Annotated in this window: 31 protein-coding genes; 18 read left to right on the top strand and 13 right to left on the bottom strand. The window is 61.8% G+C overall.

Features of this window, described 5'->3' with window-relative positions; all coding sequences use genetic code 11:
- Nucleotides 1–163 precede the first annotated feature (163 nt).
- The 6 genes from Q8L50_RS00990 to queF all read left to right on the top strand — a co-directional run bounded on the left by Q8L50_RS00990 (nt 164) and on the right by queF (nt 5,694).
- On the top strand, nt 164–1,513 hold the full coding sequence (locus Q8L50_RS00990) for a heterodisulfide reductase-related iron-sulfur binding cluster (protein WP_305346778.1): 1,350 nt from the start codon (nt 164–166) through the stop codon (nt 1,511–1,513).
- Nucleotides 1,514–1,532: 19 nt separating this feature from the next.
- Complete coding sequence (locus tag Q8L50_RS00985) at nt 1,533–2,123, top strand: DUF3501 family protein (protein WP_305346777.1); 591 nt, start codon at nt 1,533–1,535, stop codon at nt 2,121–2,123.
- Between the two features lie 66 nt (nt 2,124–2,189).
- The gene (yaaA, locus tag Q8L50_RS00980; RefSeq protein WP_305346776.1) at nt 2,190–2,966 is read left to right on the top strand and encodes a peroxide stress protein YaaA; all 777 of its coding nucleotides are present in this window, start codon (nt 2,190–2,192) and stop codon (nt 2,964–2,966) included.
- Nucleotides 2,967–2,982: 16 nt separating this feature from the next.
- On the top strand, nt 2,983–3,813 hold the full coding sequence (locus tag Q8L50_RS00975; protein WP_305346775.1) for a 2OG-Fe(II) oxygenase: 831 nt from the start codon (nt 2,983–2,985) through the stop codon (nt 3,811–3,813).
- Between the two features lie 166 nt (nt 3,814–3,979).
- Entirely contained in the window at nt 3,980–4,870 is an 891-nt protein-coding gene (locus Q8L50_RS00970; RefSeq protein ID WP_305346774.1) for an alpha/beta fold hydrolase, read from the top strand.
- The gene (queF, locus tag Q8L50_RS00965; RefSeq protein ID WP_305346773.1) at nt 4,867–5,694 is read left to right on the top strand and encodes an NADPH-dependent 7-cyano-7-deazaguanine reductase QueF; all 828 of its coding nucleotides are present in this window, start codon (nt 4,867–4,869) and stop codon (nt 5,692–5,694) included. Before Q8L50_RS00970 ends, queF begins: the two co-directional genes overlap by 4 nt.
- Before the next feature lie 95 nt (nt 5,695–5,789).
- Here queF and Q8L50_RS00960 read toward each other — a convergent pair whose 3' ends face one another.
- From Q8L50_RS00960 to Q8L50_RS00925, 8 genes are all read right to left on the bottom strand, one after another.
- Complete coding sequence (locus tag Q8L50_RS00960; RefSeq protein WP_305346772.1) at nt 5,790–6,635, bottom strand: enoyl-CoA hydratase-related protein; 846 nt, start codon at nt 6,633–6,635, stop codon at nt 5,790–5,792.
- A 15-nt stretch (nt 6,636–6,650) separates the two neighbouring features.
- Nucleotides 6,651–6,953 carry a hypothetical protein gene (locus Q8L50_RS00955; protein WP_305346771.1) on the bottom strand — a complete coding sequence of 101 codons (303 nt, stop codon included), beginning with the start codon at nt 6,951–6,953 and terminating at the stop codon, nt 6,651–6,653.
- Between the two features lie 75 nt (nt 6,954–7,028).
- Nucleotides 7,029–7,487: a tetratricopeptide repeat protein gene (locus Q8L50_RS00950; RefSeq protein ID WP_305346770.1), complete on the bottom strand. Its 459-nt coding sequence runs from the start codon at nt 7,485–7,487 to the stop codon at nt 7,029–7,031.
- A gap of 119 nt (nt 7,488–7,606) precedes the next feature.
- Nucleotides 7,607–8,347, bottom strand: coding sequence for an anti-sigma factor domain-containing protein (locus tag Q8L50_RS00945; RefSeq protein ID WP_305346769.1), 741 nt, complete (start codon nt 8,345–8,347; stop codon nt 7,607–7,609).
- Nucleotides 8,344–8,958: an RNA polymerase sigma factor gene (locus Q8L50_RS00940; RefSeq protein WP_305346768.1), complete on the bottom strand. Its 615-nt coding sequence runs from the start codon at nt 8,956–8,958 to the stop codon at nt 8,344–8,346. Before Q8L50_RS00940 ends, Q8L50_RS00945 begins: the two co-directional genes overlap by 4 nt.
- Before the next feature lie 63 nt (nt 8,959–9,021).
- Nucleotides 9,022–9,672, bottom strand: a complete 651-nt coding sequence (locus tag Q8L50_RS00935; protein WP_305346767.1) for a plastocyanin — start codon at nt 9,670–9,672, stop codon at nt 9,022–9,024.
- A gap of 28 nt (nt 9,673–9,700) precedes the next feature.
- On the bottom strand, nt 9,701–10,144 hold the full coding sequence (locus Q8L50_RS00930) for a group 1 truncated hemoglobin (RefSeq protein ID WP_305346766.1): 444 nt from the start codon (nt 10,142–10,144) through the stop codon (nt 9,701–9,703).
- Nucleotides 10,145–10,181: 37 nt separating this feature from the next.
- Entirely contained in the window at nt 10,182–11,111 is a 930-nt protein-coding gene (locus Q8L50_RS00925; RefSeq protein ID WP_305346765.1) for a DUF3034 family protein, read from the bottom strand.
- A 154-nt stretch (nt 11,112–11,265) separates the two neighbouring features.
- Between Q8L50_RS00925 and Q8L50_RS00920 the strand changes: the two genes are divergently transcribed.
- The gene (locus Q8L50_RS00920; RefSeq protein WP_305346764.1) at nt 11,266–11,691 is read left to right on the top strand and encodes a cytochrome c family protein; all 426 of its coding nucleotides are present in this window, start codon (nt 11,266–11,268) and stop codon (nt 11,689–11,691) included.
- Nucleotides 11,692–11,737: 46 nt separating this feature from the next.
- Here Q8L50_RS00920 and Q8L50_RS00915 read toward each other — a convergent pair whose 3' ends face one another.
- On the bottom strand, nt 11,738–12,940 hold the full coding sequence (locus tag Q8L50_RS00915; protein WP_305346835.1) for a DNA polymerase IV: 1,203 nt from the start codon (nt 12,938–12,940) through the stop codon (nt 11,738–11,740).
- 301 nt (nt 12,941–13,241) lie between these two features.
- Here Q8L50_RS00915 and Q8L50_RS00910 point away from each other — a divergent pair, with 301 nt between their 5' ends.
- A complete protein-coding gene (locus Q8L50_RS00910) occupies nt 13,242–14,477 on the top strand; it encodes a diguanylate cyclase domain-containing protein (RefSeq protein ID WP_305346763.1) in 1,236 nt (411 codons plus the stop codon).
- Here Q8L50_RS00910 and Q8L50_RS00905 read toward each other — a convergent pair.
- Nucleotides 14,456–15,616 carry an alpha-hydroxy acid oxidase gene (locus tag Q8L50_RS00905; RefSeq protein ID WP_305346762.1) on the bottom strand — a complete coding sequence of 387 codons (1,161 nt, stop codon included), beginning with the start codon at nt 15,614–15,616 and terminating at the stop codon, nt 14,456–14,458. The genes Q8L50_RS00910 and Q8L50_RS00905 overlap by 22 nt on opposite strands.
- 98 nt (nt 15,617–15,714) lie before the next feature.
- On the bottom strand, nt 15,715–17,130 hold the full coding sequence (argH, locus tag Q8L50_RS00900) for an argininosuccinate lyase (RefSeq protein ID WP_305346761.1): 1,416 nt from the start codon (nt 17,128–17,130) through the stop codon (nt 15,715–15,717).
- A 235-nt stretch (nt 17,131–17,365) separates the two neighbouring features.
- Here argH and Q8L50_RS00895 point away from each other — a divergent pair, with 235 nt between their 5' ends.
- The 4 genes from Q8L50_RS00895 to Q8L50_RS00880 all read left to right on the top strand — a co-directional run bounded on the left by Q8L50_RS00895 (nt 17,366) and on the right by Q8L50_RS00880 (nt 21,205).
- Nucleotides 17,366–18,427: a sensor histidine kinase gene (locus Q8L50_RS00895; protein WP_305346760.1), complete on the top strand. Its 1,062-nt coding sequence runs from the start codon at nt 17,366–17,368 to the stop codon at nt 18,425–18,427.
- A complete protein-coding gene (locus tag Q8L50_RS00890) occupies nt 18,424–19,170 on the top strand; it encodes a LytTR family DNA-binding domain-containing protein (RefSeq protein WP_305346759.1) in 747 nt (248 codons plus the stop codon). Before Q8L50_RS00895 ends, Q8L50_RS00890 begins: the two co-directional genes overlap by 4 nt.
- A gap of 183 nt (nt 19,171–19,353) precedes the next feature.
- Nucleotides 19,354–20,520 carry an AI-2E family transporter gene (locus tag Q8L50_RS00885; protein WP_305346758.1) on the top strand — a complete coding sequence of 389 codons (1,167 nt, stop codon included), beginning with the start codon at nt 19,354–19,356 and terminating at the stop codon, nt 20,518–20,520.
- A complete protein-coding gene (locus Q8L50_RS00880; protein WP_370869705.1) occupies nt 20,483–21,205 on the top strand; it encodes a tRNA-uridine aminocarboxypropyltransferase in 723 nt (240 codons plus the stop codon). The genes Q8L50_RS00885 and Q8L50_RS00880 overlap by 38 nt, the downstream gene beginning before the upstream one ends.
- Here Q8L50_RS00880 and Q8L50_RS00875 read toward each other — a convergent pair.
- Both Q8L50_RS00875 and Q8L50_RS00870 read right to left on the bottom strand, forming a co-directional pair.
- Nucleotides 21,151–21,786: an ABC transporter ATP-binding protein gene (locus tag Q8L50_RS00875; protein ID WP_305346757.1), complete on the bottom strand. Its 636-nt coding sequence runs from the start codon at nt 21,784–21,786 to the stop codon at nt 21,151–21,153. The two genes, Q8L50_RS00880 and Q8L50_RS00875, sit on opposite strands and share 55 nt — an antisense overlap.
- Nucleotides 21,787–21,814: 28 nt before the next feature.
- Nucleotides 21,815–22,816 carry an integron integrase gene (locus tag Q8L50_RS00870; protein ID WP_305346756.1) on the bottom strand — a complete coding sequence of 334 codons (1,002 nt, stop codon included), beginning with the start codon at nt 22,814–22,816 and terminating at the stop codon, nt 21,815–21,817.
- 193 nt (nt 22,817–23,009) lie between these two features.
- Between Q8L50_RS00870 and Q8L50_RS00865 the strand changes: the two genes are divergently transcribed.
- From Q8L50_RS00865 to Q8L50_RS00845, 6 genes are all read left to right on the top strand, one after another.
- Complete coding sequence (locus Q8L50_RS00865; protein WP_305346755.1) at nt 23,010–23,285, top strand: BrnT family toxin; 276 nt, start codon at nt 23,010–23,012, stop codon at nt 23,283–23,285.
- Nucleotides 23,269–23,523 (top strand): BrnA antitoxin family protein, encoded by a 255-nt coding sequence (locus Q8L50_RS00860; RefSeq protein WP_305346754.1) that lies wholly within the window; start codon nt 23,269–23,271, stop codon nt 23,521–23,523. The genes Q8L50_RS00865 and Q8L50_RS00860 overlap by 17 nt, the downstream gene beginning before the upstream one ends.
- Nucleotides 23,524–23,638: 115 nt before the next feature.
- Nucleotides 23,639–24,082, top strand: a complete 444-nt coding sequence (locus tag Q8L50_RS18910) for a lipocalin-like domain-containing protein (RefSeq protein WP_370869704.1) — start codon at nt 23,639–23,641, stop codon at nt 24,080–24,082.
- Between the two features lie 241 nt (nt 24,083–24,323).
- Entirely contained in the window at nt 24,324–24,617 is a 294-nt protein-coding gene (locus tag Q8L50_RS00855; RefSeq protein ID WP_305346753.1) for a DUF1330 domain-containing protein, read from the top strand.
- Between the two features lie 74 nt (nt 24,618–24,691).
- Nucleotides 24,692–24,871 (top strand): hypothetical protein, encoded by a 180-nt coding sequence (locus tag Q8L50_RS00850; RefSeq protein WP_305346752.1) that lies wholly within the window; start codon nt 24,692–24,694, stop codon nt 24,869–24,871.
- A gap of 325 nt (nt 24,872–25,196) precedes the next feature.
- Nucleotides 25,197–25,631: an SRPBCC domain-containing protein gene (locus Q8L50_RS00845; RefSeq protein WP_305346751.1), complete on the top strand. Its 435-nt coding sequence runs from the start codon at nt 25,197–25,199 to the stop codon at nt 25,629–25,631.
- Nucleotides 25,632–25,640 lie beyond the last annotated feature (9 nt).

Below are 25,640 nucleotides of genomic sequence, written 5' to 3'. Positions count from 1 at the left end.
GGCCTGTCTGGAAATCCTCACGACCCTCAAGGTCGCTCCGGTTTCCAGCCACCCGCGCCTAGGTTGACAGCCGCTCGCTACGCCACTTCTGCGGTGGTGTAGCGGTTTCGGAAAGGGTTGGTATCAGCCCTTTCTCAAACCCCACGACAACAAGAGACCGACCATGGCCACAGAAGGCAACCTCTCGGCGCCCACGCGCCACGCGATTGACTGGAAAAACCCGGACTACTACAACGAAGAAGCGACTTTCCATGAGATGGAGCGCATCTTCGACATCTGCCATGGCTGCCGCCGCTGTGTGAGCCTGTGCGGGTCTTTCCCCACCCTGTTTGACCTGGTGGACAACAGCAAAACGATGGAAGTTGATGGCGTCGACAAGAAGGACTACTGGAGCGTGGTGGACCAGTGTTACCTGTGCGACCTGTGTTACCTGACCAAGTGCCCCTATGTGCCGCCGCACGAGTTCAACCTCGACTTCCCGCACACCATGCTGCGCGCCAAGGCGATCAAGTTCAAGAAGGGCGACGTGGGCATGGGCGAGAAGTTTCTTGCGTCCACCGATGTGCATGGCCAGTTTGCCGGTATTCCCATCGTGGTCCAGGTGGCCAATGCGGTGAACAAAACCAAGCCGGCGCGTGCCGTGATGGAAAAGGTGCTGGGCGTTGACAAGGACGCCTGGTTGCCGGAGCTGGCCACGAAGAAGTTTCGCAGCAGCGCGCCCGAGTCGCCGCCGCACCCTGTCAGGGATGGTGTAAAGACCCCCGGCAAGGTCGTTATTTATTCCACCTGCTACATCAACTACAACGAGCCCGGCATCGGCCACGATCTGCTCAAGGTGCTGGACCACAACGAAGTGCCCTACGTGCTGGTCGAGAAAGAAAAATGCTGTGGCATGCCCAAGCTGGAGCTTGGCGACCTCGAATCGGTTAATACCAGCAAAGAGGCCAACATACCGGTACTGGCCCGGTACGCCAAAGACGGCTTTGCCATCCTGAGTGCGGTGCCCAGCTGCACCCTGATGTTCAAGCAGGAAATCCCGCTGATGTATCCGGACGACGCCGACGTGCAACTTGTCAAGGAGCACATGTGGGACCCGTTTGAGTACCTGATGGCGCGCAAACGCGACGGCCTGATCAAGACGGAGTTTCCTGTCCCGCTGGGCAAGATCAGCTACCAGATCCCCTGCCATGGCCGCGTGCAGAACATTGGCAAGAAGACCGAGGAAATGCTCAAGATGGTGCCGGGCACCAGCGTCCACACACACGAGCGTTGCTCGGGTCACGCTGGCACCTTCGGCGTGAAAGTGCCTTACCACCAGCAGGCCATGAAAATCGGCAAACCGCTGTTCAAGGCCATGGCCAACCACAAAGACGGTGGCCTGCCCGATGTCATCAGCAGCGACTGTCCGCTGGGCGGCCACCACATTGCCCAGGGCTTTGAAGTCAACCAGTTGGGCGCGCCGCCGCAAAAACACCCCTTGACCCTGATACGTACAGCCTACGGTATCAAATAGACCTACCTGGATACTCGCCATGCAAACCACCGGAACCATCACCGCCGACAGCCTCATGACGCTGGAGGCCTACAGCAAATACCGCAAGGAAAACAAGGGCGCCATCATGGCGCATCGCCAGCTGCGCAGCGTGCGGCTGGGCGAACACGTCAATGTTCAGTTTGAAAGCGAAACCAGCATCCGCTACCAGATCCAGGAAATGCTGCGTATTGAAAAGATATTTGAGGAAGACGGCATCCTCCAGGAAATCGAGGCCTATGCCCCCTTGATGCCCGACGGCAGCAACTGGAAAGCCACCATGATGATCGAGTACCCCGATGTCAACGAGCGCAAGCGCGAGCTCGCGCGTCTGATCGGTGTGGAAGACCATCTGTTTGTCGAGGTCGAAGGCCATGCCCGCGTGTACGCGATTGCCGACGAGGACATGGACCGTGAGAACGACGAAAAAACCTCTGCTGTGCACTTTGTGCGGTTTGAACTCAACTCGTCCATGTGTGCGGCGGTCAAGGCTGGCGCCAGCGTCAAGCTGGGCTGCGACCACACCAATTACCCGGCGCACCTGAACATTCCGGCGGAATCGCTGGCCTCTCTGGCAAGCGACCTGCGCTGACAGCTGCCCGGGCTGGCACCGGGGTGTCGTAAAGTCGGGGATTGCCTTCACGGATTGCCCGCCACCATGCTGTTTTTACTGTCGCCCGCGAAATCGCTGGATTTCGAGACGCCGCCCCATGTTCAGGCCCACACCCAACCGCTTTTCACGCGCCAGTCCCGGCAACTGATCAAAGTGCTGCGCGAAAAAACTCCGGCGCAGGTCAGCGAGCTGATGTCGCTGTCAGATGCCCTGGCCGGACTCAATGTCGGGCGTTACCAGGCATGGTCGCCGACCTTCACCGAACAAAATGCCAAACAGGCACTGCTCGCCTTCAATGGCGACGTGTACGACGGCCTGGATGCCAAAAGCCTCACCAGCAAAGAAGTCGACTGGGCACAGAGCCATGTCTGCATCCTCAGCGGCCTTTACGGTGTGCTGCGTCCGCTGGACCTGATGCAGCCCTACCGGCTGGAGATGGGCACCCGGCTGCCCACCGCCAAGGGCAGCAACCTGTATGCGTTCTGGGGCGCGCAGATTGCCGACTACCTCAATGAACGCGCGGCTGCCGACACCTCGCCCGTCATCGTGAATCTGGCCAGTGAGGAATATTTCAAGGCCGTCGATCTGCAGGCTTTGAAAGCCCGGGTGGTCAGCTGCGTTTTTGAAGACTGGAAAAACGGCAAGTACAAAATCATCAGCTTCAATGCCAAACGCGCGCGCGGCCTGATGGCGCGTTATGCGATTGAAAAGAAAGTCGCCACGGTCAAAAAGCTCGAAGGCTTCGGCGCTGCGGGTTACCGCTTCGAGCCGGCAGTGTCGGCACCGGACCGGCTGGTATTCCGGCGCAGGCTGGCCGACTGAGCGCTAGCCAATAGTCATGAGCGCCCTGCCCACCCTTGCGCAAAACGTCACGCCGCAATTGCGCGCATGGCTGCGCGCGCAAGCCAGTCTGGGCCACACCGTGCAAACCATGCTCGAGGCCATGCGCACAGCCGGCTGGCAGACCGGTGTGGCTCGCGACGTGATTGCCACCACGTTGCAAATACCGGCCAGTGGCGCGCTGCCCCGGCTGGACCAGGACGGCGCCTTGCAGCTGGATGCGGGCGACCGGCAGGTCGATGTGCTGCTGCAGATGCGCAGGCCCCGTCTGGCGGTGCTGGGCAATCTGCTGAGCGACGCAGAATGCAGCGCGCTGATCAAAGCGGCGCGGCCCAGTCTGGCCCGCTCGTTGACGGTGGCGGTCAAAACCGGCGGTGAGGTGCTCAGCCACGACCGCACCAGCAGCGGCATGTTTTTCACCCGGGGCGAAAATGCACTGGTTGCGCGCATCGAGGCGCGTATCGCGCGGCTGCTGAACTGGCCGGTAGAGAATGGCGAGGGTCTTCAGGTGCTGCGTTACCTGCCCGGTGCCGAGTACAAACCGCACCACGATTACTTCGATCCGGCCGAGCCCGGCACACCGACCATTTTGCAGCGCGGCGGCCAGCGGGTGGCGACGCTGGTCATGTACCTGCAGGCACCCGCGCAGGGTGGTGCGACGGTTTTTCCTGAGCTTGGGCTGGAGGTCTTGCCGCAGCGCGGGCATGCGGTGTTTTTCAGCTACGACCGTCCGGATGCATCGACGCTGAGCCTGCACGGCGGTGCGCCTGTGTTGGCTGGGGAAAAATGGGTGGCCACCAAGTGGCTGCGCGAACGACAGTTTATTTAACACCCCTGTGGAGGCTCACTTTGTGTAGCCTCCTCTCCCTTTGCAGGGGACGGCGCCTGCGGCCTGGCCCTTCGACAGGCTCAGGACAGGCCAAAGCCAGTTCCACGAACCCCCTTGGAGGAGGCCGTGTACCCCAACCCCAACAGGGGTGTAGATAATCACCATTATGAAAATCAGCGCAAACGGTATTGATATTGAGATCGAAGACAGCGGCGGAGCGGGGCCTGCGGTGCTGCTGATCATGGGCCTGGGCATGCAGCTGGTGGCCTGGCCGCCAGCCATGGTGCAGGCGCTGGTGGACGCCGGTTACCGCGTCATCCGGCTGGACAATCGCGACATTGGTTTGTCGCAAAAGTTCGACCATCTCGGAAAACCCAACCTCGTGTGGGCCAGCATCAAGTACAGGCTGGGCCTGACCATCCAGGCACCGTATTCGCTGCACGACATGGCGGCCGATGCGCTGGCCGTGCTGGACGCGCTGCAGGTGGACAAGGCGCATGTGGTCGGTGTCAGCATGGGCGGAATGATTGCGCAGCGCGTGGCGCTGGCAGCCCCGGCGCGGGTATTGAGCCTGACCAGCATCATGAGCTCCAGCGGCGCGCGCGGATTGCCGCAGGCCAAGCCGCGTGTCATGCGTGTGCTGCTGAGCCGGCCGGCCGGAAGCGATGCCGGCGCGGTGATCAACCATTACGTGCGGCTGTTCAAGGCGATTGGCAGCCCCGGCTTTCCGGTGGACGAGGGCGAGTTGCGCAAGCGGGTTGCGCTGGGCGTGAAGCGGAGTTTCCACCCCGCCGGTGTGCTTCGCCAGATGGTCGCGGTTGCCGCCGACAGCCGCCGCGCCGCCGAGCTGGCGCGGCTGCGTGTGCCCACGCTGGTGATTCACGGCAAGGCCGATCCGCTGGTGCCTTTTGCCTGCGGTGAAGACACGGCGCGGCGCATCCCCGGAGCCAGCCTGGTCGGCATTGAAGGCATGGGCCACGACCTGCCCCCCGGCGTGGTGGAACGCATGCTGGCACCGCTGATTGCGCATCTGCACACAGACAGGGCTGCAGCATGAATACCCCTGACCAGTCACAACTTGGCAAACCCTCGGCTTACATCGACCAATACGATGCATCGCTGCTGTTTCCGATAGCGCGTGCAGTCAAACGTGCCGAGCTGGGCCTGGGCGAGCAGCTGCCTTTTTTCGGCGCCGACATGTGGACCGTGTTTGAGTTGAGCTGGCTCAACCAGCGCGGCAAACCGCAGGTGGCGCTGGCGCACATCACCGTGCCCTGCGAGTCGCCGAACATCGTCGAGAGCAAGTCCTTCAAGCTTTACCTGGGAAGCTTCAGCAACACGCGTTTTCTGGACGCCCGCGAAGTGCGCGAGCGTATTCGTGCCGACCTGAACGCCGTGGTGGGCGCTGGCGTGGGTGTCAAGACACTGGGGCCGGAGCTGTTTGACCAGGAGCCGGTGCATGAGCTGGATGGCCTGAACCTGGACCGGCTCGATATCGAGTGCCAGCACTACACACCTGCGCCCGAACTGCTGTTTGCCGACCATGAAGAGCCACCCGTCACCGAGACCCTGGTGTCGAATCTGCTCAAAAGCAATTGCCTGGTGACCGGGCAACCCGACTGGGGCAGCGTGCAGATCGGCTACACCGGCGCACCGATTGACCAGGAAGGCCTGCTGCAATACATAGTGAGTTTTCGCAACCACAATGAGTTCCATGAGCAGTGTGTAGAGCGCATCTTCATGGACATCTGGACCCGCTGCCGGCCGCTCAAGCTCTCGGTATACGCGCGTTACACCCGGCGCGGCGGCGTGGACATCAACCCGTTTCGAACCAGTTATCCGCAGGGCTTGCCGCCTAATGTGCGGACGGCGCGGCAGTAGGCGGCGCGTCTGTTATCGCAGCGTCAGTCCGCGCTGACAGGTTTTGCTGGAATATGCTATCAAATAGATAGCTGCTTACGCAGTACTAGAAAGGGCTAGAGCCCTATTTCCTTGAAATAGTTGAGAGGTGGCAGCGCGCTGAACTCGCCCGCCCGCTTTTCCTTCATGGCCGTCACCGCTTCGCGCACATGCTGGTTGCTCCAGATCGCGCCTTGCAGCCAGCCCATTTGTTTGAGCGCGTCGTCCACCGAATGGTCGCGGGTGTAGTGGATCGCCTGTTTGGTGCCCCAGATGGCAACAGGGGGCTTGCCGGCAATTTCTTTGGCGCACTGCAGCGCACCGGCCAGCATGGCTTCGGGTGAATCAAACACCTCGTTGACCAGGCCGTAGCCCAGCGCCTTGGCCGCGCCGAGCCGGCGCCCGGTGTAGGCCAGCTCCTTGACCACCGCCAGCGGCACCAGCTTGGGCAGGCGCTGCAAGGTGCCGACATCGGCCACCATGCCGATGTTGATTTCCTGGATGCAGAAGAAGGCATCCTGCGTGGCGTAGCGGATGCAGCAGGCGGTGACCATGTCGACCGCGCCGCCAATGCAGCCGCCCTGAATCGCCGCAATCACCGGTATACGCAAGGACTCGAGTTTGGTGAAGGTGGCCTGCATGTCGCCGAGCACATCAAACATGGCGGCCCGGCCCTCGGGGCTCTGGTCGTCCATGCTGATGGCGCCGCCAAAGGTTTCCAGCGCCATGCCAGCGCTGAAATGTTTGCCGGTGCTGGAGATCACCAGCACACGTGCATCCCCGGCCTTGTGGATGTGGGTCAGTACCTCATCAAGCTCACGCCAGAAGGTCGGATGCATGGTGTTCATCGCCTCGGGGCGATTGAGCACCAGGTGCGCGATGTGGTCGGTGAGGGAAAGGGAAAAGCAGGTCAGTGGGTTCATGCCTGCCAATGTAAGTCAGTGGGCCAGTTCCAGCCAGTCACACCTGAGACGGCCCTGCAGATGGGCGCGGATTCGCCAACGTACATACAACCGCGGCGTGACCATGCCCAGCAGGCACAGCGGGTAGGCCAGCGGCAGCTCCAGCACAAACGCCGGCAGCCAGCCCACCCAGCCCATCACCCATACCATCATCACGAAGTCCCAGAGTTCGTATTCCAGCGGGTGCTCGGCCTTGTGCGCCAGATGCCATAGCCTGATGCGTTTCAGCTTGGGCAGTGTGAGAGCCGGGTTCGCCGTGGGGGTGAAGGGGTGCGCCATGAAGCCTCCTGCAGAGACTTCAATGTAAGTTTCGAGAAAGCGTCTGTCAACGCCCGCGCGCCCCACGCGCAAACTTTATTTGGCTGCGGCCAACGCCTTGGCCAGGTCAGTGGTTTCCTCGCAGCTTGCGCAGATGGACTGCAGCTTGGCGAGCTGGGCTTCGGCCTGGGCCTTCTGGCCGGTTTTCAGATAGGCGATGCCCGAGTATTCCAGCGCACCCCGGTGTTTCGGGTCCAGCGTCAGCGCCTTGTTGTAGGCGGCAAAGGCCTCGTCATATTTGCCAAGCCAGCGGCTGGAGTAACCGAGGTAGTTCCAGGCGTCGGCATTTTTCGGGTTTTGCGCGACGACCTTGTTGAAACTGTTGACTGCCTCGGCCCATTTTTTGGCTTCCATGGCTTTTTTTCCTGCGGCAAAGTCGTCCATGCGGGCGTTTTCAACCGGCGTGGACTGGAAGTCGGCAGCCAGAGCAGCGCCAGCCAGGGTCAGGCCCAGAAGGGGCAGGGTGATGAAGCGGCGAAGGGTGGTGGTGGTCATGGAATACTCCTTTTCGAATGTTGTGGGATGGATGCGCTGTGGATCAGCACCCAGGACAAACGAGCGAAATCGGGAAACGGATGCAGTGAACTCGCTTATTGATGACCTGCCGCGCCGCTTCACCACAATTTGGCGCAATTGCCGCTGAACACGACGTTGGCACTCGGGGCTGCCGGGCTGGCATCAGTCTCCAGCGTGACCACCAGCTTGCCGACCTTGGACAGCAGTTTCTCCGAGGTGTCGGGCAACATGGACACAGCTGAACCGCTGGCGGGCACCGGCCCCAGTACAAAGGCCGGGCCGCTGGCGGGCAGCGCCCACAACACCAGTCTGCCGCTGGCGGGCGGCGTGATAGGGCCTATGACCTTGACCGTCATGGTTTTGCCGTGGCGCAATGAACTGACCAGCAGCTTGCCGTTGCCCTGGGCATCGGTCAGCAGGCCGACATAACTTTGCGGCAGTTTTTCACCGCTGCGCATGGCGATCTGGTCGCTGGATACAAAGATACCCGGTACCGTGACAAATACAAGGCTGGCGGCAATCACGCCGGCGGCAAGGCCGCCAAAGCCGAATCCGGCCGGCTCGAGCCAGCCCAGCCAGCCGCGTGCAGAGGCATAGTCGACGCTTGCCGCCGGCTGCGTGCGGGCTGCAATGGACTTCCACAGTTGTGCTGAGGGCTGCTGCGCGGGCACGGACACGGTCAGCTGGCCCAGGCGGGCTTCCCATTGCGTGACCAAAGCACGCACATCCGAGCGGTCGCGCTGCAAACGCTCAAAACGGCGCCGTGCGCCGCCCGTCAAGGTACCCAGCACGTGGGTTGATGCGAGGTGGTCCAGCAGGGCGGGGTGGGTGTATTTCATGACGCCACCACCCCTTGCGCAGCCAGGCAGCCCTTGAGCTTTTCCAGCCCACGACGTATCCAGGCTTTGACAGAGCCGAGGGGTGCGCCCATTTGTGCGGCCACTTCGGTATGGCTCAAGCCCTGGTAATAGGCCAGCGCCAGGCTTTGGCGATGACTGCCATCGAGGGAGTTCATGCAGCCCTCGATGTGCAGGGCCTGGCTCGCCTGCTCCAGCAACTGCATGGCGCTGGGCGCCGGGTTGCCGCTGGCCTGCACCTCATCTTCATCGACGTCGCCTGATTCAGGCAACTCGTTCTCCTTGCGCCGCGCGCGCGCGCGGTAGCCGTCCAGCGCCTTGTTGCGAACGATGGCAATCAGCCAGGTCATCGCCTGAATGTTTTGCCCGCCCACCTCACTGCGGTAATTGCCGGCACTTTTCCAGATACTCACATAAGCCTCTTGCAGCGCATCTTCGGCCGCCTGTCCTTGCCCCAATATACGAACGGCAACGCCAAACAGATGCGTGTGGGTGCGCTGGTAGATTTCGGCAAAGCAGGCATGGTCGCCCTGCGCGGCGGCGGCGATCAGTGTCTCCAGGCTGCGGGCGTCCAGGGCAGAGTCGGGTTTCATGCGGCCCGAGTATATGGACTTCTGCCGCCCTGACAAATCGCTGTCGGGGCGGGCTTGACGTGACTAGATCCTTCGCCGGCGCGGCACCACGCTTAACTGCATGCTGGCTTTGCCCGGTGCCGCGGTGATGTTGGTCTGTACGGGGCTGATGTCAATCAGCTGATCGGCATGCCAGACCTTGATCTGGGCAGCCCCGTCGGGAATCTGCTCCAGGTTGGCGATGCCGTCGGCTCCGGTCAGCAGGGTCCAGGGCGAGTCGCTGACATAGACATGGCCACGCATGGAGCCATGGATATGGCAACCCAGCAGCACGGCCCCGGCCTTTTCAAACACGGCGTCAGCGGCCTTGCCCGGCTTGCCATCCGGCTTGCCGTCAATGCGCAGCTCAAAGCCACCACTGGTGGCGGTGCTGAATTGCGCAATACCAGCAGCCGAGGCCCGCACATGGTGCTCCCAGGGGTCGTTGTTGACAAAAGAAGCCTTGGCACCCACGCCCACCACACTCACCGCCGGAACAAAGCGCATTTTTTCCTGGCTGATGGTCACCTGCATCGGCAGGCTTGCCTTGGGCGCGCCTTTGTTCACCGGCACCACCACCACCACGGCATCAGCCACCGGCTTGCCTTCCTTGTCCAGCACCAGCACTTGCAGGTTGCCAGCTGCTGCATAACTGGACAGGGCGCAAAGCGCCAGGGAGATCAGGGTTTTGTTCATGGGGTCGTACCGGTTAAAAAGGGTTGGGTCAGCGTACCGTGATCGTATCGCGGTGCATGGGGGCCAGCAGGGCCAGCATCTGGTTTTGGGTGCGGAAGGGAATGCCCTTGGCGTCCATGCTTTGCTGCAAGACCTCGACCAGCGCGTTGAAGTCCGACTTCTTGATGTCCAGGTTGGCATGCGCGCTTTTCATGTCGGCGCCCTTGTAGACGCAGGGACCACCGGAGAGCGAACACAACTGGTCCACCAGCTGCTCTTTCACGCGGTCCTGGTTGGCTGGCTTGAAGTGCGGGCCGGTGCGCGGGTCGGCCAGCAGACGGACCATGAAGTCGTCCATCAGCGTGACCAGGCCGGCTTTTTCGCCAAAGGCCTTGTAGAGCTGGTCGTTTTGCGGCGCAGTCTGGGCAAAAGAGGTACCTGCCATCAGCAGGCCGGACGTTGCAATCATGAGGGATATCAGGGATTTTTTCATGTCAGTTCCTTTTTAAATATTTGAAGAGGAGTTCCGGTCAGAAGGCCAGCTGGGCCGACAGGTAATAACCCGTCTGCTTGCGGCTGGCCGTGGTGGCCGGCACGATCACGCCCAGATCCACATAGGCCAGCGTGACCGAAACGTTTTTATTCGGTGCCCAGGCAATAAAGATGTCTTTCCAGTCTTCCGAGCGCAGGCCATTGCCCAGACCGGCGGCGCGGCCAGCGGTCTCCAGCTTGTTGCGCATGAAGCGGTATTCGGCGCCTACGGCGACGTTTTTGCTGATCAGGTAGGCGACCGAGAATTCCGGCTGCAGGCTGTAGCTGTTGTTGCTGCCGCCGCCCAGGGTGGCGCCGTAGCCGAGCAGGCCGTTCTGGTTGGCCTTGGTGGCGCGCAAGGTCCCGTTGACCAGCAGGCTTTGGCCCAGAAACAGCTTGGTGGCGCTGACATACAGGTCCACACCTTCACGCTTGGCGCCCAGCGTGCGCAAGGTGCCGTCCAGCCCGGTTGACCCCAGCGTTTTGTATTCCACACCCACCGCCACTTGCGGCATCAGGGTGTCGGCGTCGAGCACCGCGTCGCCTGCGACGCGTACCTTGGCGCCCACAATCGTCTGCTTCAGGTGCAGGCCCGGCAGGCCCAGCCCTCGGCCCGTGATGCCGGTTTTGAAGTCCTGCTGGGCCACCGACAACTCATAACGGTCGTTGATGCCGACCGAGGCGCCGACGACATTCAGGCCGTAGTCTTTGGTGCGGGCGGTGGTGACAAAGGCGGTACCGCCGATTTCACCCTCCGTGGCGTTGCTGCCAATCACCGCCCAGGGGGTCAGGCCGCCGCCCGCTGCGCCGTCAATACTGCTGACACCACCGGTGAGCAGCAGCTTGCCGGTTTCGGCGTGGGCGGACAGACTGGCGCCGGCACACAGCAGGGTGGCGCTGGCAGCGAGCAGGGAAGGAGAAAATTTCATGGTCTGGACTCCGGGTGGCGGCACGCGGCCGAAATAATGTAAGAAAAGGTAGCCCCTCTGATACGGCCCTGATAGGCAGCTGGATTCAACTATTTTTTGCACTGTTTTGGCGCGGGACTGAATCCGCCCCGGGCGGGGCTGCGTAAATCACTGCATGCACGTTGATCGCACCCCAACTTCCCCGTGGCCAGGCAGGCTGGCCGCGGCGGCCTTCTGCCTTCTGGCGGGGCCTTTGTTGGCACAGGCCAACCTCGGCCCGCGTAACTGGCAGACCCCGCCGCCGGGGGATGTGCTCAAGGGCCAGTCGCTGTACCAGGCGCGCTGCACCGCCTGTCATGCGGTGGACAGCAACAAGATCGGCCCGGCGCATCGCGGTGTGATGGGGCGCCGGGTCGGTAGCCTCAAGGGCTACAAATATTCGGATGAGATGGCGCAGTCCCGGCTGCGCTGGACGCCGCAAACCCTCAATGCGTGGCTACAGGACCCGGAAGACCTGGTGGCGGGGCAGCGCATGGGCTTTCAGGTGGAGGATGCGCAGGAGCGGGCCGACCTGATTGCCTGGCTCGCCACACTCAAATAGGGGGCTGACGGCTGCCAGCCTGCGGGCGCAGGCAGATCAGCTGCGGCTAAAACAACTGGTCAGTTGCTATAAATTCAGTAGCTGCTTGCGCAGGCAGGGAAAGGGCTGGAGGCCTTTTTGACTCATCAACTGGGGCTTCACCGGCCCTGGCCAGCGTCGCCGCCCGCACGCCCAGCAGCCGCAGCCGCTTTTGCAGCGGTACCCGCTTCAGGCACAAGCCGGCGATTTTCCGGATGGTGGGTCCGTCTGCGGTGAAGGCCTCTACCGTCTGGTCGCGTGTGGCAATTTTGAAATCGTCATACCGCAGCTTGATGCCAATCGTTTTGGCCACGTAGCCTTTGCGCTGCAGGTCGTCGGCCAGTTTTTCGCACAGGTGGGTAAAGATGGCGCCAAGCTCGGCCCGGTCGCGCACCGCATGCAGGTCGCGCTCAAAAGTGGTCTCGCGGCTGATGGAGACCGGCTCGCTTTCAGTCACCACCGGGCGCTCATCGCGGCCCCAGGCGGCCTCATGCATCCAGGCGCCTGTGGCCTTGCCGAAGTGCTGGATCAGAAAGCCCGGGTCCTGCGCCGCCAGCTCGCCAATGGTCTGGATTTGCAACGCCGCCAGTTTTTCACCGGCCTTGGGACCTATGCCGTTGATCTTGCGCACATGCAGGGGCCAGATCTTTTCCTGCAGATCGGCCTCATAAACCACCGAGATGCCCTTGGGCTTGTTGAACTCGCTGGCCATCTTGGCCAGCAGTTTGTTGGGCGCCACACCGACCGAGCAGGTCAGACCGGTCACATCAAAAATCTCTTTCTGGATCAGGCGCGCCAGTACCCGGCCGCCTTCACGCTGGCCGCCTGGCACGTCGGTGAACTCGATGTACACCTCGTCCACGCCACGGTCTTCCATCTGCGGCGCAATCCCGGTGATGGTGCTTTTGAACAGGCGCGAGTATTTACGCACCTCCTCAAAGTCCACCGGCAGCACGATCGCCTGCGGGCAGAGTCTGGCGGCCTTCATCATGCCCATGGCCGATCCCACGCCAAATTGCCGCGCAGCGTAGGTGGCGGTGGTGATCACACCCCGGCCCACATAGTCCTTGAGTCGCGGAAAGTCCGCCACTGGAATAAAACGCAAGGCCCGCCCGGGCTGGCCTTCCAGCAGGGCATCGTCCACCTGGCGGCGGCCCCCGCCAATGACGACCGGCAGGCCCTTGAGCTGCGGGTAACGCAGCAACTCGATAGACGCAAAAAAGGCGTCCATGTCCAGGTGGGCCACACGGCGCACTTTGGCGGGTACGGTGGGGGAGGAGGGAACAGGGCTCACCCCACAAGCATAGCGCTGCCACTCACCGGCAGTTGCGCGCTACAGGGGGGAGCGGGATTTATCCGGCCGCAGCTTCGGGAGGCCGCATGACTGTTATCGCCAAGGGCGCCCAATTGGTCAGGCGTTCAATTTGTAACTAATCGTAGAATGAATGGCGTCTCGGCTGTGTTTCAAGCGAGCGCATCTTGTGCGGCACGCTGGCAATCCTCACGCGGCAAAAGCAAAGGACGGATCGGTCTTGAATATTGCGACGCAATGGGAGCTCGCCATCTGGTCGGCCATGACGGGCGCGATTTTACTGTTGGCTGTTGTGGCGGGGGCTGACCTGTTGGTGAGCCGGTCTGTGCCTGCGGCGCGCGGGCTGGCATTTTTGCTCCTGACCGGTGGATCGTCGGTGTTGATGACAAGGCTGCCTGAGCTGCTGGTGCCTGCTCTCAGCGCAGAGCTGCTGCTGCCTATCAGGGCGTCCTTCGGCCCGCTCAGCGGCGCGCTGGCGCTGACTTACCTGGGGGTCTGGGTAGGCGTTGCGCGGGACGACCGGCTGATTCACTGGACGGTGACGGGCGGCGCACTGGCGCTGGTGCTGGCAGCCGTCATTCTCGCTGTCCTGGCCTTTGTGACCGACTTGCAGGCGACGCAGCTGATTGGGACTGCGGCTGCGGTCAATGCCGTGTCGGTGCTGTTGGCAGGCATTGTCGCGGTGCGTTGTTTCACGCTGGGCGATGGCCTGGCGCGCTGGATGGTGGTGGCCTGCATTTGCCTGGCCGGCATGGTGAGCGGGCTTTATTCAGAAGGCCTGCAGGCGGCGGGGCCGTACCTGTGGGCCTTCACGGCGGTCTGCACCATTGGCTACTTTTTGATCGTGATTGCCCTGACTTTGCAGCGCAACCGCGAGTTGCGCAAACTCAAGCGGCTGGCGCAAAGTAAGGCCCAACCGGATTTGGGTGGCAACATGACGCTTGGCTCGCGCCTGGTTCCTCATGTCGAAGATGCCTTGTGGCGCAGCTCGCGGGTAGGCAGATCGTGTGTGGTGGCAGCCATCAGTATTGCCAACCTGTATGAGCTTGGGGAAGTGGCAGGTCATGGCGTCGATCAGCAGATTCTGGTGACGCTGATGGCGCGTATCCGCCGCATTGTGGGCTTTCGCAACGTGGTGGGCCTGTACCACCCGCGTTGCTTCATGCTGGTGGTGTCAGCCGTCCAGGACCCCCGGCGCAGCGAGTTGCTGGCGGCCCGTTTGTTGTATGAGTTGCGCAAACCCGTGACGGTCGGCGAAGAGCAGAACCGCCACGACTTCGAGCCCTCGATAGGCATAGGCCTGGTGCGTATTTCAGGCACCAGCATCCATGCCGTGGGCGCCATGAACCGGGCTGAAAAACTGGCGCTGGAAGCGGTCAATACATCGGCAGGTGTGCTGGGCGAAGACTTCAGCGAAGGCCAGCCCGCCCCGGCTCAAGGGGAAGTGAGGGGGTAGGTGCCGGGCAGCAAAATGCCCTTGTCCACCGTCTCGATGTTGGTGTGGCCGCAAAAAGCCATGGTGATGTCCAGCTCTTTGTGGATGATCTGCAGCGCCTTGGTGACGCCCGCTTCACCCATGGCGCCCAGGCCGTACACCATGGCGCGCCCGATCAGCGTACCGCGTGCACCCAGGGCCCAGGCCTTGAGCACGTCCTGGCCGGAGCGGATGCCCCCGTCCATCCAGACCTCGATCTGTGAACCCACCGCAGCCACGATGGCTGGCAGGGCCTCGATGCTGGACTGCGCGCCGTCGAGCTGGCGCCCGCCATGGTTGCTGACCACGATGGCATCGGCGCCGCTTTGCACCGCCAGCTTCGCGTCTTCCACATCCTGGATGCCCTTGAGAATGAGTTTGCCGCCCCAGCGTTCCTTGACCCAGGCCACATCGGCCCATGACAGGCGCGGGTCGAACTGCTCATTGGTCCACGCCGCCAGCGAGCGCATGTCGCTCACGCCTTTGACATGCCCGACCAGATTGCGGAAGGTGTGGCGGCGCGTGCCGGCCATGCCCAGGCACCAGCGCGGCTTGGTCATGAGGTTGATGATGTTGGCCAGGGTGGGCCGGGGTGGGGCCGTCAGGCCATTTTTCAGGTCTTTGTGACGCTGGCCAATCACCTGCAGGTCCAGTGTGAGCACCAGGGCATTGCAGCCGGCCTTGCGGGCACGCTCAATCATGGTGGCCATGGCCTCCCGGTCGCGCATCATGTACAGCTGAAACCAGAAGGGCGCCGTGGTATGGGCGGCCACATCCTCGATGGAGCAGATGCTCATGGTCGAGAGCATGAAGGGAATGCCAAACTTTTCAGCAGCCCGCGCGGCCTTGATCTCGCCGTCGGCATGTTGCATGCCCGTCAGCCCCACAGGCGCGATGGCGACGGGCATCTTGACGTCCACGCCCACCATTTTGGTGGCCGTGCTGCGGTTTTCCATGTTGACCGCCACGCGCTGGCGCAGCTTGATTTTCTGAAAATCGTCCGAGTTGGCGCGGTAGGTGCTTTCGGTCCACGAGCCGGAATCGGCGTAGTCGTAAAACATGCGCGGCACGCGTTTCTGGGCAAGGATGCGCAGGTCTTCGATGTTGGTAATAACGGCCACAGATGTCTCCTGATTGTTCGCGCCTGGAAACAAGATGGTAGCCGGGGACTTTGCGCCTTGGTGTGAATATCGCTTTTGAGGCAGTGAAATTATTTTGATCAGTCCGGGCTCAAACGTGCCCGGTGCCGCGCGATCTGCGCCCGCACCTGCGCCGGCGCGGTGCCGCCCAGGGTGTTGCGGGCGTTCAGCGAGCCGCGCAGGCTCAGCACGTCGTACACGTCTTTTTCGATCTTCGGGTTGAACTGCTGCAGCACGGCCAGCGGCAACTCCGACAAATCCACCGCATGCGAGATCGCGGCCTTGACGGCATGGGCCACAGCTTCGTGTGCGTCGCGGAAGGGCAGGCCCTTTTTGACCATGTAGTCGGCCAGATCGGTGGCGGTGGCGTAACCCTTTAGCGCGGCTCGCTCCATCGCTTCGGGCTTGACGGTGATGCCGCCCACCATCTCGGCAAAGATGCGCAGCGTGTCTTTCAGTGTGTCCACGGTGTCGAACAGCGGCTCTTTGTCTTCCTGGTTGTCCTTGTTGTAGGCCAGCGGCTGGCCCTTCATGAGGGTGATCAGGCCTATCAGGTGGCCAACCACGCGGCCGGTTTTTCCGCGTGCGAGTTCGGGCACGTCGGGGTTTTTCTTCTGCGGCATGATGGACGAGCCGGTGCAAAAACGGTCCGCAATGTCGATGAAACCAAAACTCTGGCTCATCCACAAAATCAGCTCTTCGCTCATGCGGCTGATGTGCACCATGGCCAGCGATGCGGCGGCGGTGAATTCAATTGCAAAGTCGCGGTCGCTGACGGCGTCCAGGCTGTTCTGGCAGACCTGGGGCTTGCCATCGGCATCGACCATGCCCAGCGTTCTGGCCACCCGTTCGCGGTCCAGCGGGTAGCTGGTGCCCGCCAGCGCGGCGGCGCCCAGTGGCAGGCGGTTGACGCGCTTGCGTACATCGGCCAGGCGCTCCGCGTCACGCGCAAACATCTCGACATAGGCCAGCATGTGGTGGCCAAAACTCACCGGTTGGGCCACCTGCAAATGGGTGAAACCGGGCAGGATCACCTCGATATTTTTCTCTGAAATGTCAACCAGTGCTTTTTGCAGGTCGGTCAGCAAGGCGTCAATCAGGTCGATTTCGCCGCGTAGCCACAGGCGCACGTCGGTGGCGACCTGGTCGTTGCGGCTGCGGCCGGTGTGCAGGCGTTTGCCGGCGTCACCCACCAGCTGTGTCAGGCGCGCTTCGATGTTCAGGTGCACGTCTTCCAGGTCCAGCTTCCACTCAAAGGCGCCCGACTCTATCTCTGCACTGATGCGGGCCAGACCGTCCTGGATAGCTGCGTGGTCGGCGGCACCCAGAATTTTTTGCGCTGCCAGCATCTCTGCGTGGGCCAGCGAGCCAGCGATATCGGCCTGCCACAGCCGCTTGTCAAAAAACACGCTGGCGGTGTAACGCTTGACCAGGTCGCTCATGGGTTCGGAGAACAGGGCCGACCAGGCTTGGGATTTTTTGTCGAGTTGGCTCACTTCAGGCTTTCTGTGGGGTGCCGCTGCCGGCTTTGGGGGGCGTCTTGCTGTCGCGCATTATTTCTTGTAAGTTCGGGTTGGGCGCCGTTTCAGGGCTCTTGCCGGTGCAATACTAGGACTGCGGTGTCTGGCCCCTGGCTCCGATTTTATCTGCGCGCCGCAGGCGCTACAGGCCAGCGTACCGACGGGCCGCTTTTTGCCCGTCAACCACAGAAATCAACTGGTCCAGCTTTTCATGCGTGTGCAACCCGACTTTGCCTCTTTTGACGAATCGACCGTGCTGGGCGGCATCAGCCAGCCGGGGGACTCTGTCGCGCGCGTCCCGGCGCGGGTGGTGGTGTTTGACGCGTGTAATGTCGGCGTGGTGTTGCGCGCGGTGCTGTTTGTGGAGGTGGTGGTGGGTGTCGGGGCGATGTTCGGCACCAGTCATTTTGTAGAGTGGTTGCTGCGCTTTTCCTTGCTGACCGGTGGTGTGCTGCCGGCTACGCTGGCCTGGCTGATCGCGGCCTGTGTGCTCAAGGGTCAACTGGCGCGCAGGGGCAACGTTCAACAATGGTTGGGTGGCATGCTGCTGGGGGCGCTGGCGGGGCTGTATGGCTGCGGCCTGCTGGTGATGATGGGCATGATTGATCCCGCTCCGTGGTGGGCCAGTGCGGCCGCTGGTGCCCTGCTGTCTTCGGTGCTGGTGGCGGGGTTGTTCTGGCGTGCCAAGGCGCGTACGCCAGCCGCCACGGCCGCTCGCCTGGCCGAGCTGCAGTCGCGCATCCGGCCACATTTTTTGTTCAACACCCTGAACAGCGCGATTGCGCTGGTACGCGCCGAACCGGCCCAGGCTGAGGCCGTGCTGGAAGACCTGAGCGAGCTGTTTCGCCATGCGCTGGCCGACCCGGCCGAGTCGGTGACGCTGGGCGCGGAGATTGCGCTGGCCAAACGCTACCTGGCGATCGAGCAGGTTCGTTTTGGCGAGCGCCTGCAGGTGCAGTGGAGTCTGGACCCCGAAGCCAACGGCGCCAAGTTGCCGCCCTTGCTGCTGCAACCGCTGGTCGAAAACGCGGTGCGCCACGGGGTTGAGCCCAGTGCCGGCGGCGCGCAGGTCAAGATATCAACGGTGCGGCGCGGCAGTATGGTGGTGCTCAAGGTGACCAATTCCACGCCGGCCGGCGTGGGTGAGCGTGGGCACGGGCTGGCGCTGGCCAATGTGCGTGAGCGGCTGGCCCTGTTGCACGATGTACAGGCGCAGTTCAAGACCGCCTTCAAGGACGGTATTTTTCAGGTCCGGCTGGAGCTTCCGTTATGACTACCCCACTCAGGGCGCTGATCGTGGATGACGAAGCACTGGCGCGGTCACGCCTGCGTACGCTGCTGGGTGACTGCACCAGCCCGGCGGTGGTGGTGGCCGGTGAAGCGGCGCATGCGGTGCAGGCCATGGACGCCCTGCGCCGCGAGGTGTTTGATGTGGTGCTGCTCGACATCCGCATGCCCGGTGTGGACGGCATCACGCTGGCGCAAACCCTGGCGCAGCTGCCGCAGGCACCGGCGGTGGTGTTTGTCACCGCCCATTCCGAGCACGCGGTGCAGGCCTTTGAGGTGGAGGCGGTGGACTACCTCACCAAGCCGGTGCGGCTGGAGCGTCTGCAACAGGCGCTACAAAAAGTAGAGCGGATTGCGCAGGCTGCAAAAGGGCTACAGGCCGAAACTGATGAAGAATGCCTGATCATCCAGGACCGCGGGCGGACCGAGCGGGTGCCGCTGGCTGAAGTGCTTTACCTCAAGGCCGAGCTCAAATACGTCACGGTGCGCACCGCCGACAAAAGCTACATTCTGGACGGCAGCCTCAATGAGCTGGAAGAGCGTTATGCGCAGCAGTTCATGCGTATCCACCGCAATGCCCTGGTGGCACGGCGTGCCGTGCGCGCGCTGGAAAAACATTTTGACCCGGAAGAGGGTGAAGGCTGGGCGGTGCGGCTGCGCGGGGTGGACGAGCTGCTGGCGGTGTCGCGCCGCCAGCTCAGTGCCGTGCGGGAAGCAATTGCCTCCTGAAGCGGCGCGCGGGCCCGGGCCCGCCCGCCTGGAGCCAGGCCTTAACTGGCTGCAACTGCCGGTAGCCCGCCGCGCAGACGTCCTACACATCGGGGGCCGATTCTCGGCCAAGATATGGTGGGAGGCACGCGCCGTTGCGCCCGACCTGCCCAACACCTGCTGCGACGCCCACAAGGACCACCGATGACCGACGAACGCCTGCTTGAAGCCGCACCCGAGCCTGCGGTAACCACCATCCCCGGGCCCGAGCGCCTGCTGCTGCACATGCCGGTGGACATCCGCAACATGTCGCTGATGGTGCTGGCCGGTCTGGCGCTGCTGTTTGTGTTGCACTGGGCCAAGGCGGTGTTTATCCCCGTCATGCTCAGCGTGTTGTTCAGTTACGCGTTATCGCCCGTGGTCAACTGGCTGGAGCACAAGCGTGTGCCGCGCTGGCTGGGCGCTGCGGTCCTGGTGCTGGGTATTCTGGGAGTCATGGGCTCGACCACCTATGCCCTGAGCAACAACGCGGTGCAACTGCTGGAGTCGCTGCCGGTGGCGGTGCAAAAACTCCGTAACTCGACCAAGGCCAAAACAGGGCGGCCCGACAGCACGCTGGAGACGGTGCAAAAAGCCGCCACGCAGATCGAGCAGGCGACCCAGGAGGGCGCCAAGCCTGCCGGCAACCGCGGCGCCATGCGGGTGGTGGTCGAGCGCTCCAGCTTCAACATCAAGGATTACCTGTGGACCGGCACCATTGGCCTGATGGCGCTGATAGGGCAGGCCACGGTGGTTATTTTTCTGACCTACTTCCTGATGCTCTCGGGCGACACCTTCAGGCGCAAGCTGGTCAAGCTCGCGGGCCCCAGCCTCAGCACCAAAAAAGTGACGCTGCAGGCCCTGCATGAAATCACCGGGCAAATCCAGCGCTACCTGCAGGTGCAGTTGCTGACCAGCGCGCTGGTGGGGGTGCTGACCTGGCTGGCGCTGCTGGCCATTGGCCTGGAAAACGCGACGGTCTGGGGCATTGCCGCGGGGGTGCTCAACCTGGTGCCCTACGTGGGCTCGCTGATCACCATGGTGGCCACAGCCCTGGTTGGCTTTCTGCAATTTGGCACCCTGAACATGGCCATGGTGGTGGGCGGGGCCTCGCTGGTTATTCACACCATTGTGGGTAACCTGGTGACGCCCTGGCTGACCAGCCGCGCCAGCCGCCTGAGTCCCGTGGCGGTGTTTGTGGCGCTTCTGGCCTGGGGCTGGCTCTGGGGCGTCTGGGGTTTGCTGATGGGTATTCCCATCATGATGATCGTCAAATCGGTCTGCGACCGGGTCGATGACCTCAAACCACTGGGTGAGTTTCTGGGGTCTTGAGGCTGCCGTGACCGCCCCGGCCATGCCGCAGCGAATGTGTTGCGCGACTTGTCTGCGACCAGCCAGTGCCTGTATCTGCGCCTGGGCCAGGCCGGTGGCGCATCAGGTAGAGGTGCTGATCCTGCAACATCCGCTGGAAGCCGACAACCCCAAGGGCAGCGCGCGCCTGCTGCACCTGTGCCTGCCACGCAGCCGCCTGCTGACCGGGGAAGTGTTTACAGATCAGGACTTGTTGGTGGTGCCCGGGGCAGCGCAGGCGGCGGGCAAACCCAGGCGCTCTGTGCTGCTTTACCCCGACATGCCGCAAGACCGCGCCCTGGGCATTGCAGCGCCGCCGGCCTTGCCGCCCGAATGTCTGCGCGAACCGTCCAGTCTTCGCCTGATCGTGCTCGACGGCACCTGGCGCAAAAGCCGCAAGATGCTGTATCTGAACCCCGTGCTGCAAAGCCTGCCGCGCCTGTCGCTACAGGGCCTGCCGCCTTCCAGCTACCGCATTCGCAAGGCCCATCAAGCTGACCAGCTCTCTACCCTGGAAGCCACCTGTGCGGCGCTGGTGCAGCTTGAAGGCGACGTTGACAAGTTTCAACCGCTGCTGACGGCCTTTGACGGTTTTGTGGCGCAGCAGCTGGGTTACCTGCCCAGGTCCACAGTGGCTGCCATCGGCACACCGGCAGGCGCCGCATAGTCAGCCACCATAAAGGCGCGTGTGGGGTGTGCCGCAGCCTCGTTCAGCAGAGACAGCACATTGGCAATCGACGCCTTGTCCAGCGCAGCAAACGGCATGTCCAGCAGCGTGACAGCCGCACCACTTGCAAACGCCGCCGCCAGCCAGACCTTGCGCTTTGAGCCGGTGGATAACATGAAAAGCTGCTTGTGCAGCTCTGGCGTCAGCGCCAGGCCCTGTACACACTGGGCCAGCACGCCTTCGTCAAAACCGGCATGGGTGCTGCGCTGCAAATCAAAAAACTCCAGCGGCGTCATCTGGTCAAACGTGTAGGTGCGCGGCTCTACCCAGAACACCTGCCGGCGGTAGTCTTTCGGGTATGTCTTCAGCTTGACACCGTTGATGCTGAGCTCGCCCGCATTGCCCGCCAGATCCCCGGCCAGCAGGCGCAGCAGCGTTGTTTTGCCGCGCCCGTCACCCCCCAGCACCAGCGTGACGCCGGGCCGAAGCGATGCCGACCAGTCCGAGAACAGCGTGCGTTCGGGGTAGCTAAAGTTCAGGCCATTTACTTCAAGGATCGCAGATGGGGTGGGGGTGTGCATGCCGGTATTGGACACGAGTGACAACAAATCAGGCAGCCAATACATCCAGCGGGCTGGCCGTGCCACCTGCGGCCACCTTGAGCACATGGGTGTAAATCATGGTGGTGGACACATCGCTGTGGCCCAACAGCTCTTGCACCGTGCGGATATCAGTGCCGGCTTGCAACAAGTGGGTGGCAAACGAATGGCGCAGGGTGTGCACAGATACCGGCTTGGCAATGCCTGCCTGCGCCACTGCGACTTTCAGCGCCCGCTGTAGCCGGTCTTCGTACAAATGGTGGCGCCGCTCTATGCCGCTGCGCGGGTCTATGGACAGCGTGGGCGACGGAAACATCCAGAACCATGCCCAGCTGTGGCCCACGCGGGGATATTTTTGCTCCAGCGCATGGGGCGTCTCTACCCCGCCGCGCTGCACCTGCCGGTCTGCTTCCCACTGACTGCGTGCAGCCAGCATCTGTACGCGCAACGCGGGAGCCAGTGAGCGCGGCAACATCACCACGCGGTCTTTGCCACCTTTGGCATCACGCACGATGATGACGTGCCGGTCGAAATCCACGTCCTTGATGCGCAGGCGCATGCCCTCCATCAGGCGCATGCCGGTGCCGTACAGCAGCCGTGCCAAGAGCGCGGTGAGGCCATCCATATATGTCAGTACCGCAGCGACTTCGTCTTTGGTCAATACGCTGGGGATGCGCCGCTTCTGCGTGGGCCGGTTGATATTGTTGAGCCACGGCAGGTCAATCTCCAGAACCTCGCGGTATAGAAACAACACGGCACTCAAAGCCTGGTTGTGGGTGGACGCAGACACTCTGCGTTCTGTAGCCAGCATGGTGAGAAAGGCCTCTACCCCAGGCGCCCCGATGTCGCGCGGATGCTGCATTTGCCCCGCGCGCCCATGCCAGCGAACGAAAAACCTCACCCAATACAGATAAACCTTCTCGGTGCTGAGGCTATAGTGCAAGTACCGAATGCGCTCGCGCATCTGATCCAGCAAGCGAGCGGACTTCAGCGGGGGAGTGCCGGGTTTCATGGTTCATTTATACCTGTTTATTTGTACAGTATATCCACGGGAAACCAAGGCTGCAAGCCACTTTCAGGAGGAAGTCATGTCCAGAATATCGAGCAGAGGCCAGTTTATAGAGCAAGTCTTGCTCTATACATTACGTTAAACCGCAGAAGTAATATTCCTTGATGCCAATACGATTCGTATATACACTTGGTGCATGGAGTTCACTTGGTCAGAAACGAAACGTGCAGCGAACATCAAAGCCCATGGCCTTGACTTTCTGGATGCTGCAAGTGTTTTTGAAGGCGTGACATTTACCTTCGAGGACGACCGTTTCTCCTACGGCGAGCAACGCTTCGTTACGCTGGGCTTGCTCGCTGGCATTACTGTTTCAGTCGTACATACGGAGAATGAAAATGAAATCCGCGTCATCTCGTTCCGAAAAGCAACCAAGCGCGAGTCGCAAATCTACTTCGATGAAATCAAAAACTGATTGGGCGCGCCTGAAGGCTGGCGCGGGTGATGCAAAACCGACGTCCGAACACCCAGAGTCTGACGTAAAGCACATTGTTCGCGGCCTGGTTCGCAAAGGTTTGAAGCCATTGCCGTCCAAGGCATCCATTTCGCTGCGCGTGGATCAAGATGTGCTGGAATGGTTTAAGGCACAAGGGACTGGCTATCAGACGCGCATCAATACAGTGCTCAGGGCGTTCCGTGACGCTTCGGTTTAACTGGTTGCTCGTCGCGGACGCGCAGCAGCAGGTTGCCGCTTCGCAGCGCATGCTGCGCGCCGGACAGCGCCAACGTTAGTCTGCGGAAGAAACCTTGCACAGCCGAGAGATCGCAATGAACACGACACAAGCCCAAACCTCACCGCTGGCGCCGCTTGTCGGCCAATGGGGACTGATCTCGTTCGACGTCGAGATCCAACAGACTGGCGAGCGAAGACCAGCTTGGGGCCCAAACCCAAAGGGTCGACTCGTAATACTGCCAAGTTACTTCATGATGGCCGTACTTACCGCTGCCGGTCGTCCCACTCCCTCTACCGAGGCTCAGAGAGCCGAAGCGTTCAATCAGACAGTTGCATATACAGGACCCATTGAGATAGTAGGGGACCAAATGCAGACGAATGTGGACGTCAGTTGGAACGAAGCCTGGATCAACACGGTTCAAGCACGGACATTCAAGTTCATCGGCGCCAATCTTTCGCTAGTTTCCGCGTGGGCACCGAGCCCCTTTGAACCTACGGTCATCATCAGGGGTATCCTTGAATGGAAACGAGAGGCGTGAAACTGCGGCCTAACCTGGCGCTCGAGCCGCCCCGCTTCTGCAGGCCGGATCCGGCCGCTCCAGGCCAGCTACGCTCATTGTCCTTTCGCGGCCAGCCACGTCCTGCCTCCGCGGTCGGATCAGCTCTACGTTGTGCCTCACCAGGAGCCCCGTCGTCGACCATCCAGCCTTCCTGCATGAAGGCCGCATCCGCTTCGAAATCGTCGAATCCAGAATTGAACAAGGCCATAAGGAGTTGCGAATGAGTGCGTATGTCATCTTTGATGTCGAGATCCGGGACATGTCCCGGTACCAGGAGTTCATGAAGGGGGTTAAGCCGGCTCTTGACGCTGCAGGCGCGCGCTATCTCGCCCGCGGAGGCGCACACAAGGTCTACGAAGGAGACTGGGAGCCGAGACGAATCGTCGTGCTTGAGTTCCCGTCAGTGGCCGCTTGGGAGGAGTTCTACACTGGACCGGTATATCAAGGTCTCAAGGCAATTCGAGATGAGTGCAGTTCTGCAAGGCTGGTGTCGGTGGAGGGCCTTGCGCCCTAGTCAAACCACGCCGCAGGTGATGCATAACTTTACGTCAGGCCGCACGAAAACACCCCACCCATCTCGGAGACACCATGACCCCAGATCTCTCGGCAAGCCTGCGCACTGACTCCGATGTTCTCAAGACATTCGAAGAATATCTTCTAGCAAGTTTCAGTCCGGATGCGAAGCGCGTGGCGGCCTACTACGATGAACCGTTCATGTTTGTGTCGGCAGCGCGCACCGTAACCGTGGCAACCGCGTGCGGAGGCTGAAGCATTCCTGAGCCCCGGATTCAAGGACCTACAGCGGGCCGGTTACGCGAAGACAGAGTTCCCGGAGCTCAAATCGCATTCCTTGGGCAAGGGACTCGCAGTCATCAGTGGCAGGGGCATCCGCGTCACAGGAGATGGCGCAGAGTTGGGAACATTTGGAATAACCTACATCTCGCGTAACCTGCTTGATGGATGGAAGCTGGCAGTCATGACCGTCCATGATCCGAAGAAGTTTCTGCCGCTCAACTAGGGCGACGGCGGAAAAATGCGGCCTGACCCCAACCTTAGGCAGCTCCAAACCCGCAGCCGCTGCAAAAGGCCCCACATGGAACCCATCGAGACCCGCTCAGACTCAAGGCGCAGACTGATTGCCGCAAGCCCTTCGGGGGTGTTCGCCGCGATGAGCGATGCCGATCGTGTTGCCAGATGGTGGGGCCCGGCTGGATTCACCAACACGATAGCGCAATTTGACTTCCAACCCGGTGGAAGGTGGCTGTTGACCATGCATGGGCCGGATGGCAAAGATTATCCGAATGAAAGCCGTTTCACGCGCATCGTTGCCGACCAGCTGTTCGAGATAGAGCATCTGAACGGGCATCACTTCCTGCTCACCATAGAACTGGTGCCCATGCAGGGTGGCACGGAGGTCAGGTGGCGGCAGACCTTCGACACCGTGGAACACCATGAGCGGATCGCGCAGTTTGTGGCTACGGCTAATGAGCAGAATCTTGATCGCCTTGCTGCTGAGGTGCTCAAGTGAGTGCTTTGG

This window comes from Polaromonas sp., from assembly GCF_030680935.1.
GTDB lineage: Bacteria > Pseudomonadota > Gammaproteobacteria > Burkholderiales > Burkholderiaceae_C > Polaromonas.
Note: the sequence above shows the minus strand (reverse complement) of the source record. Positions and strands in the feature narration are given on the sequence as shown.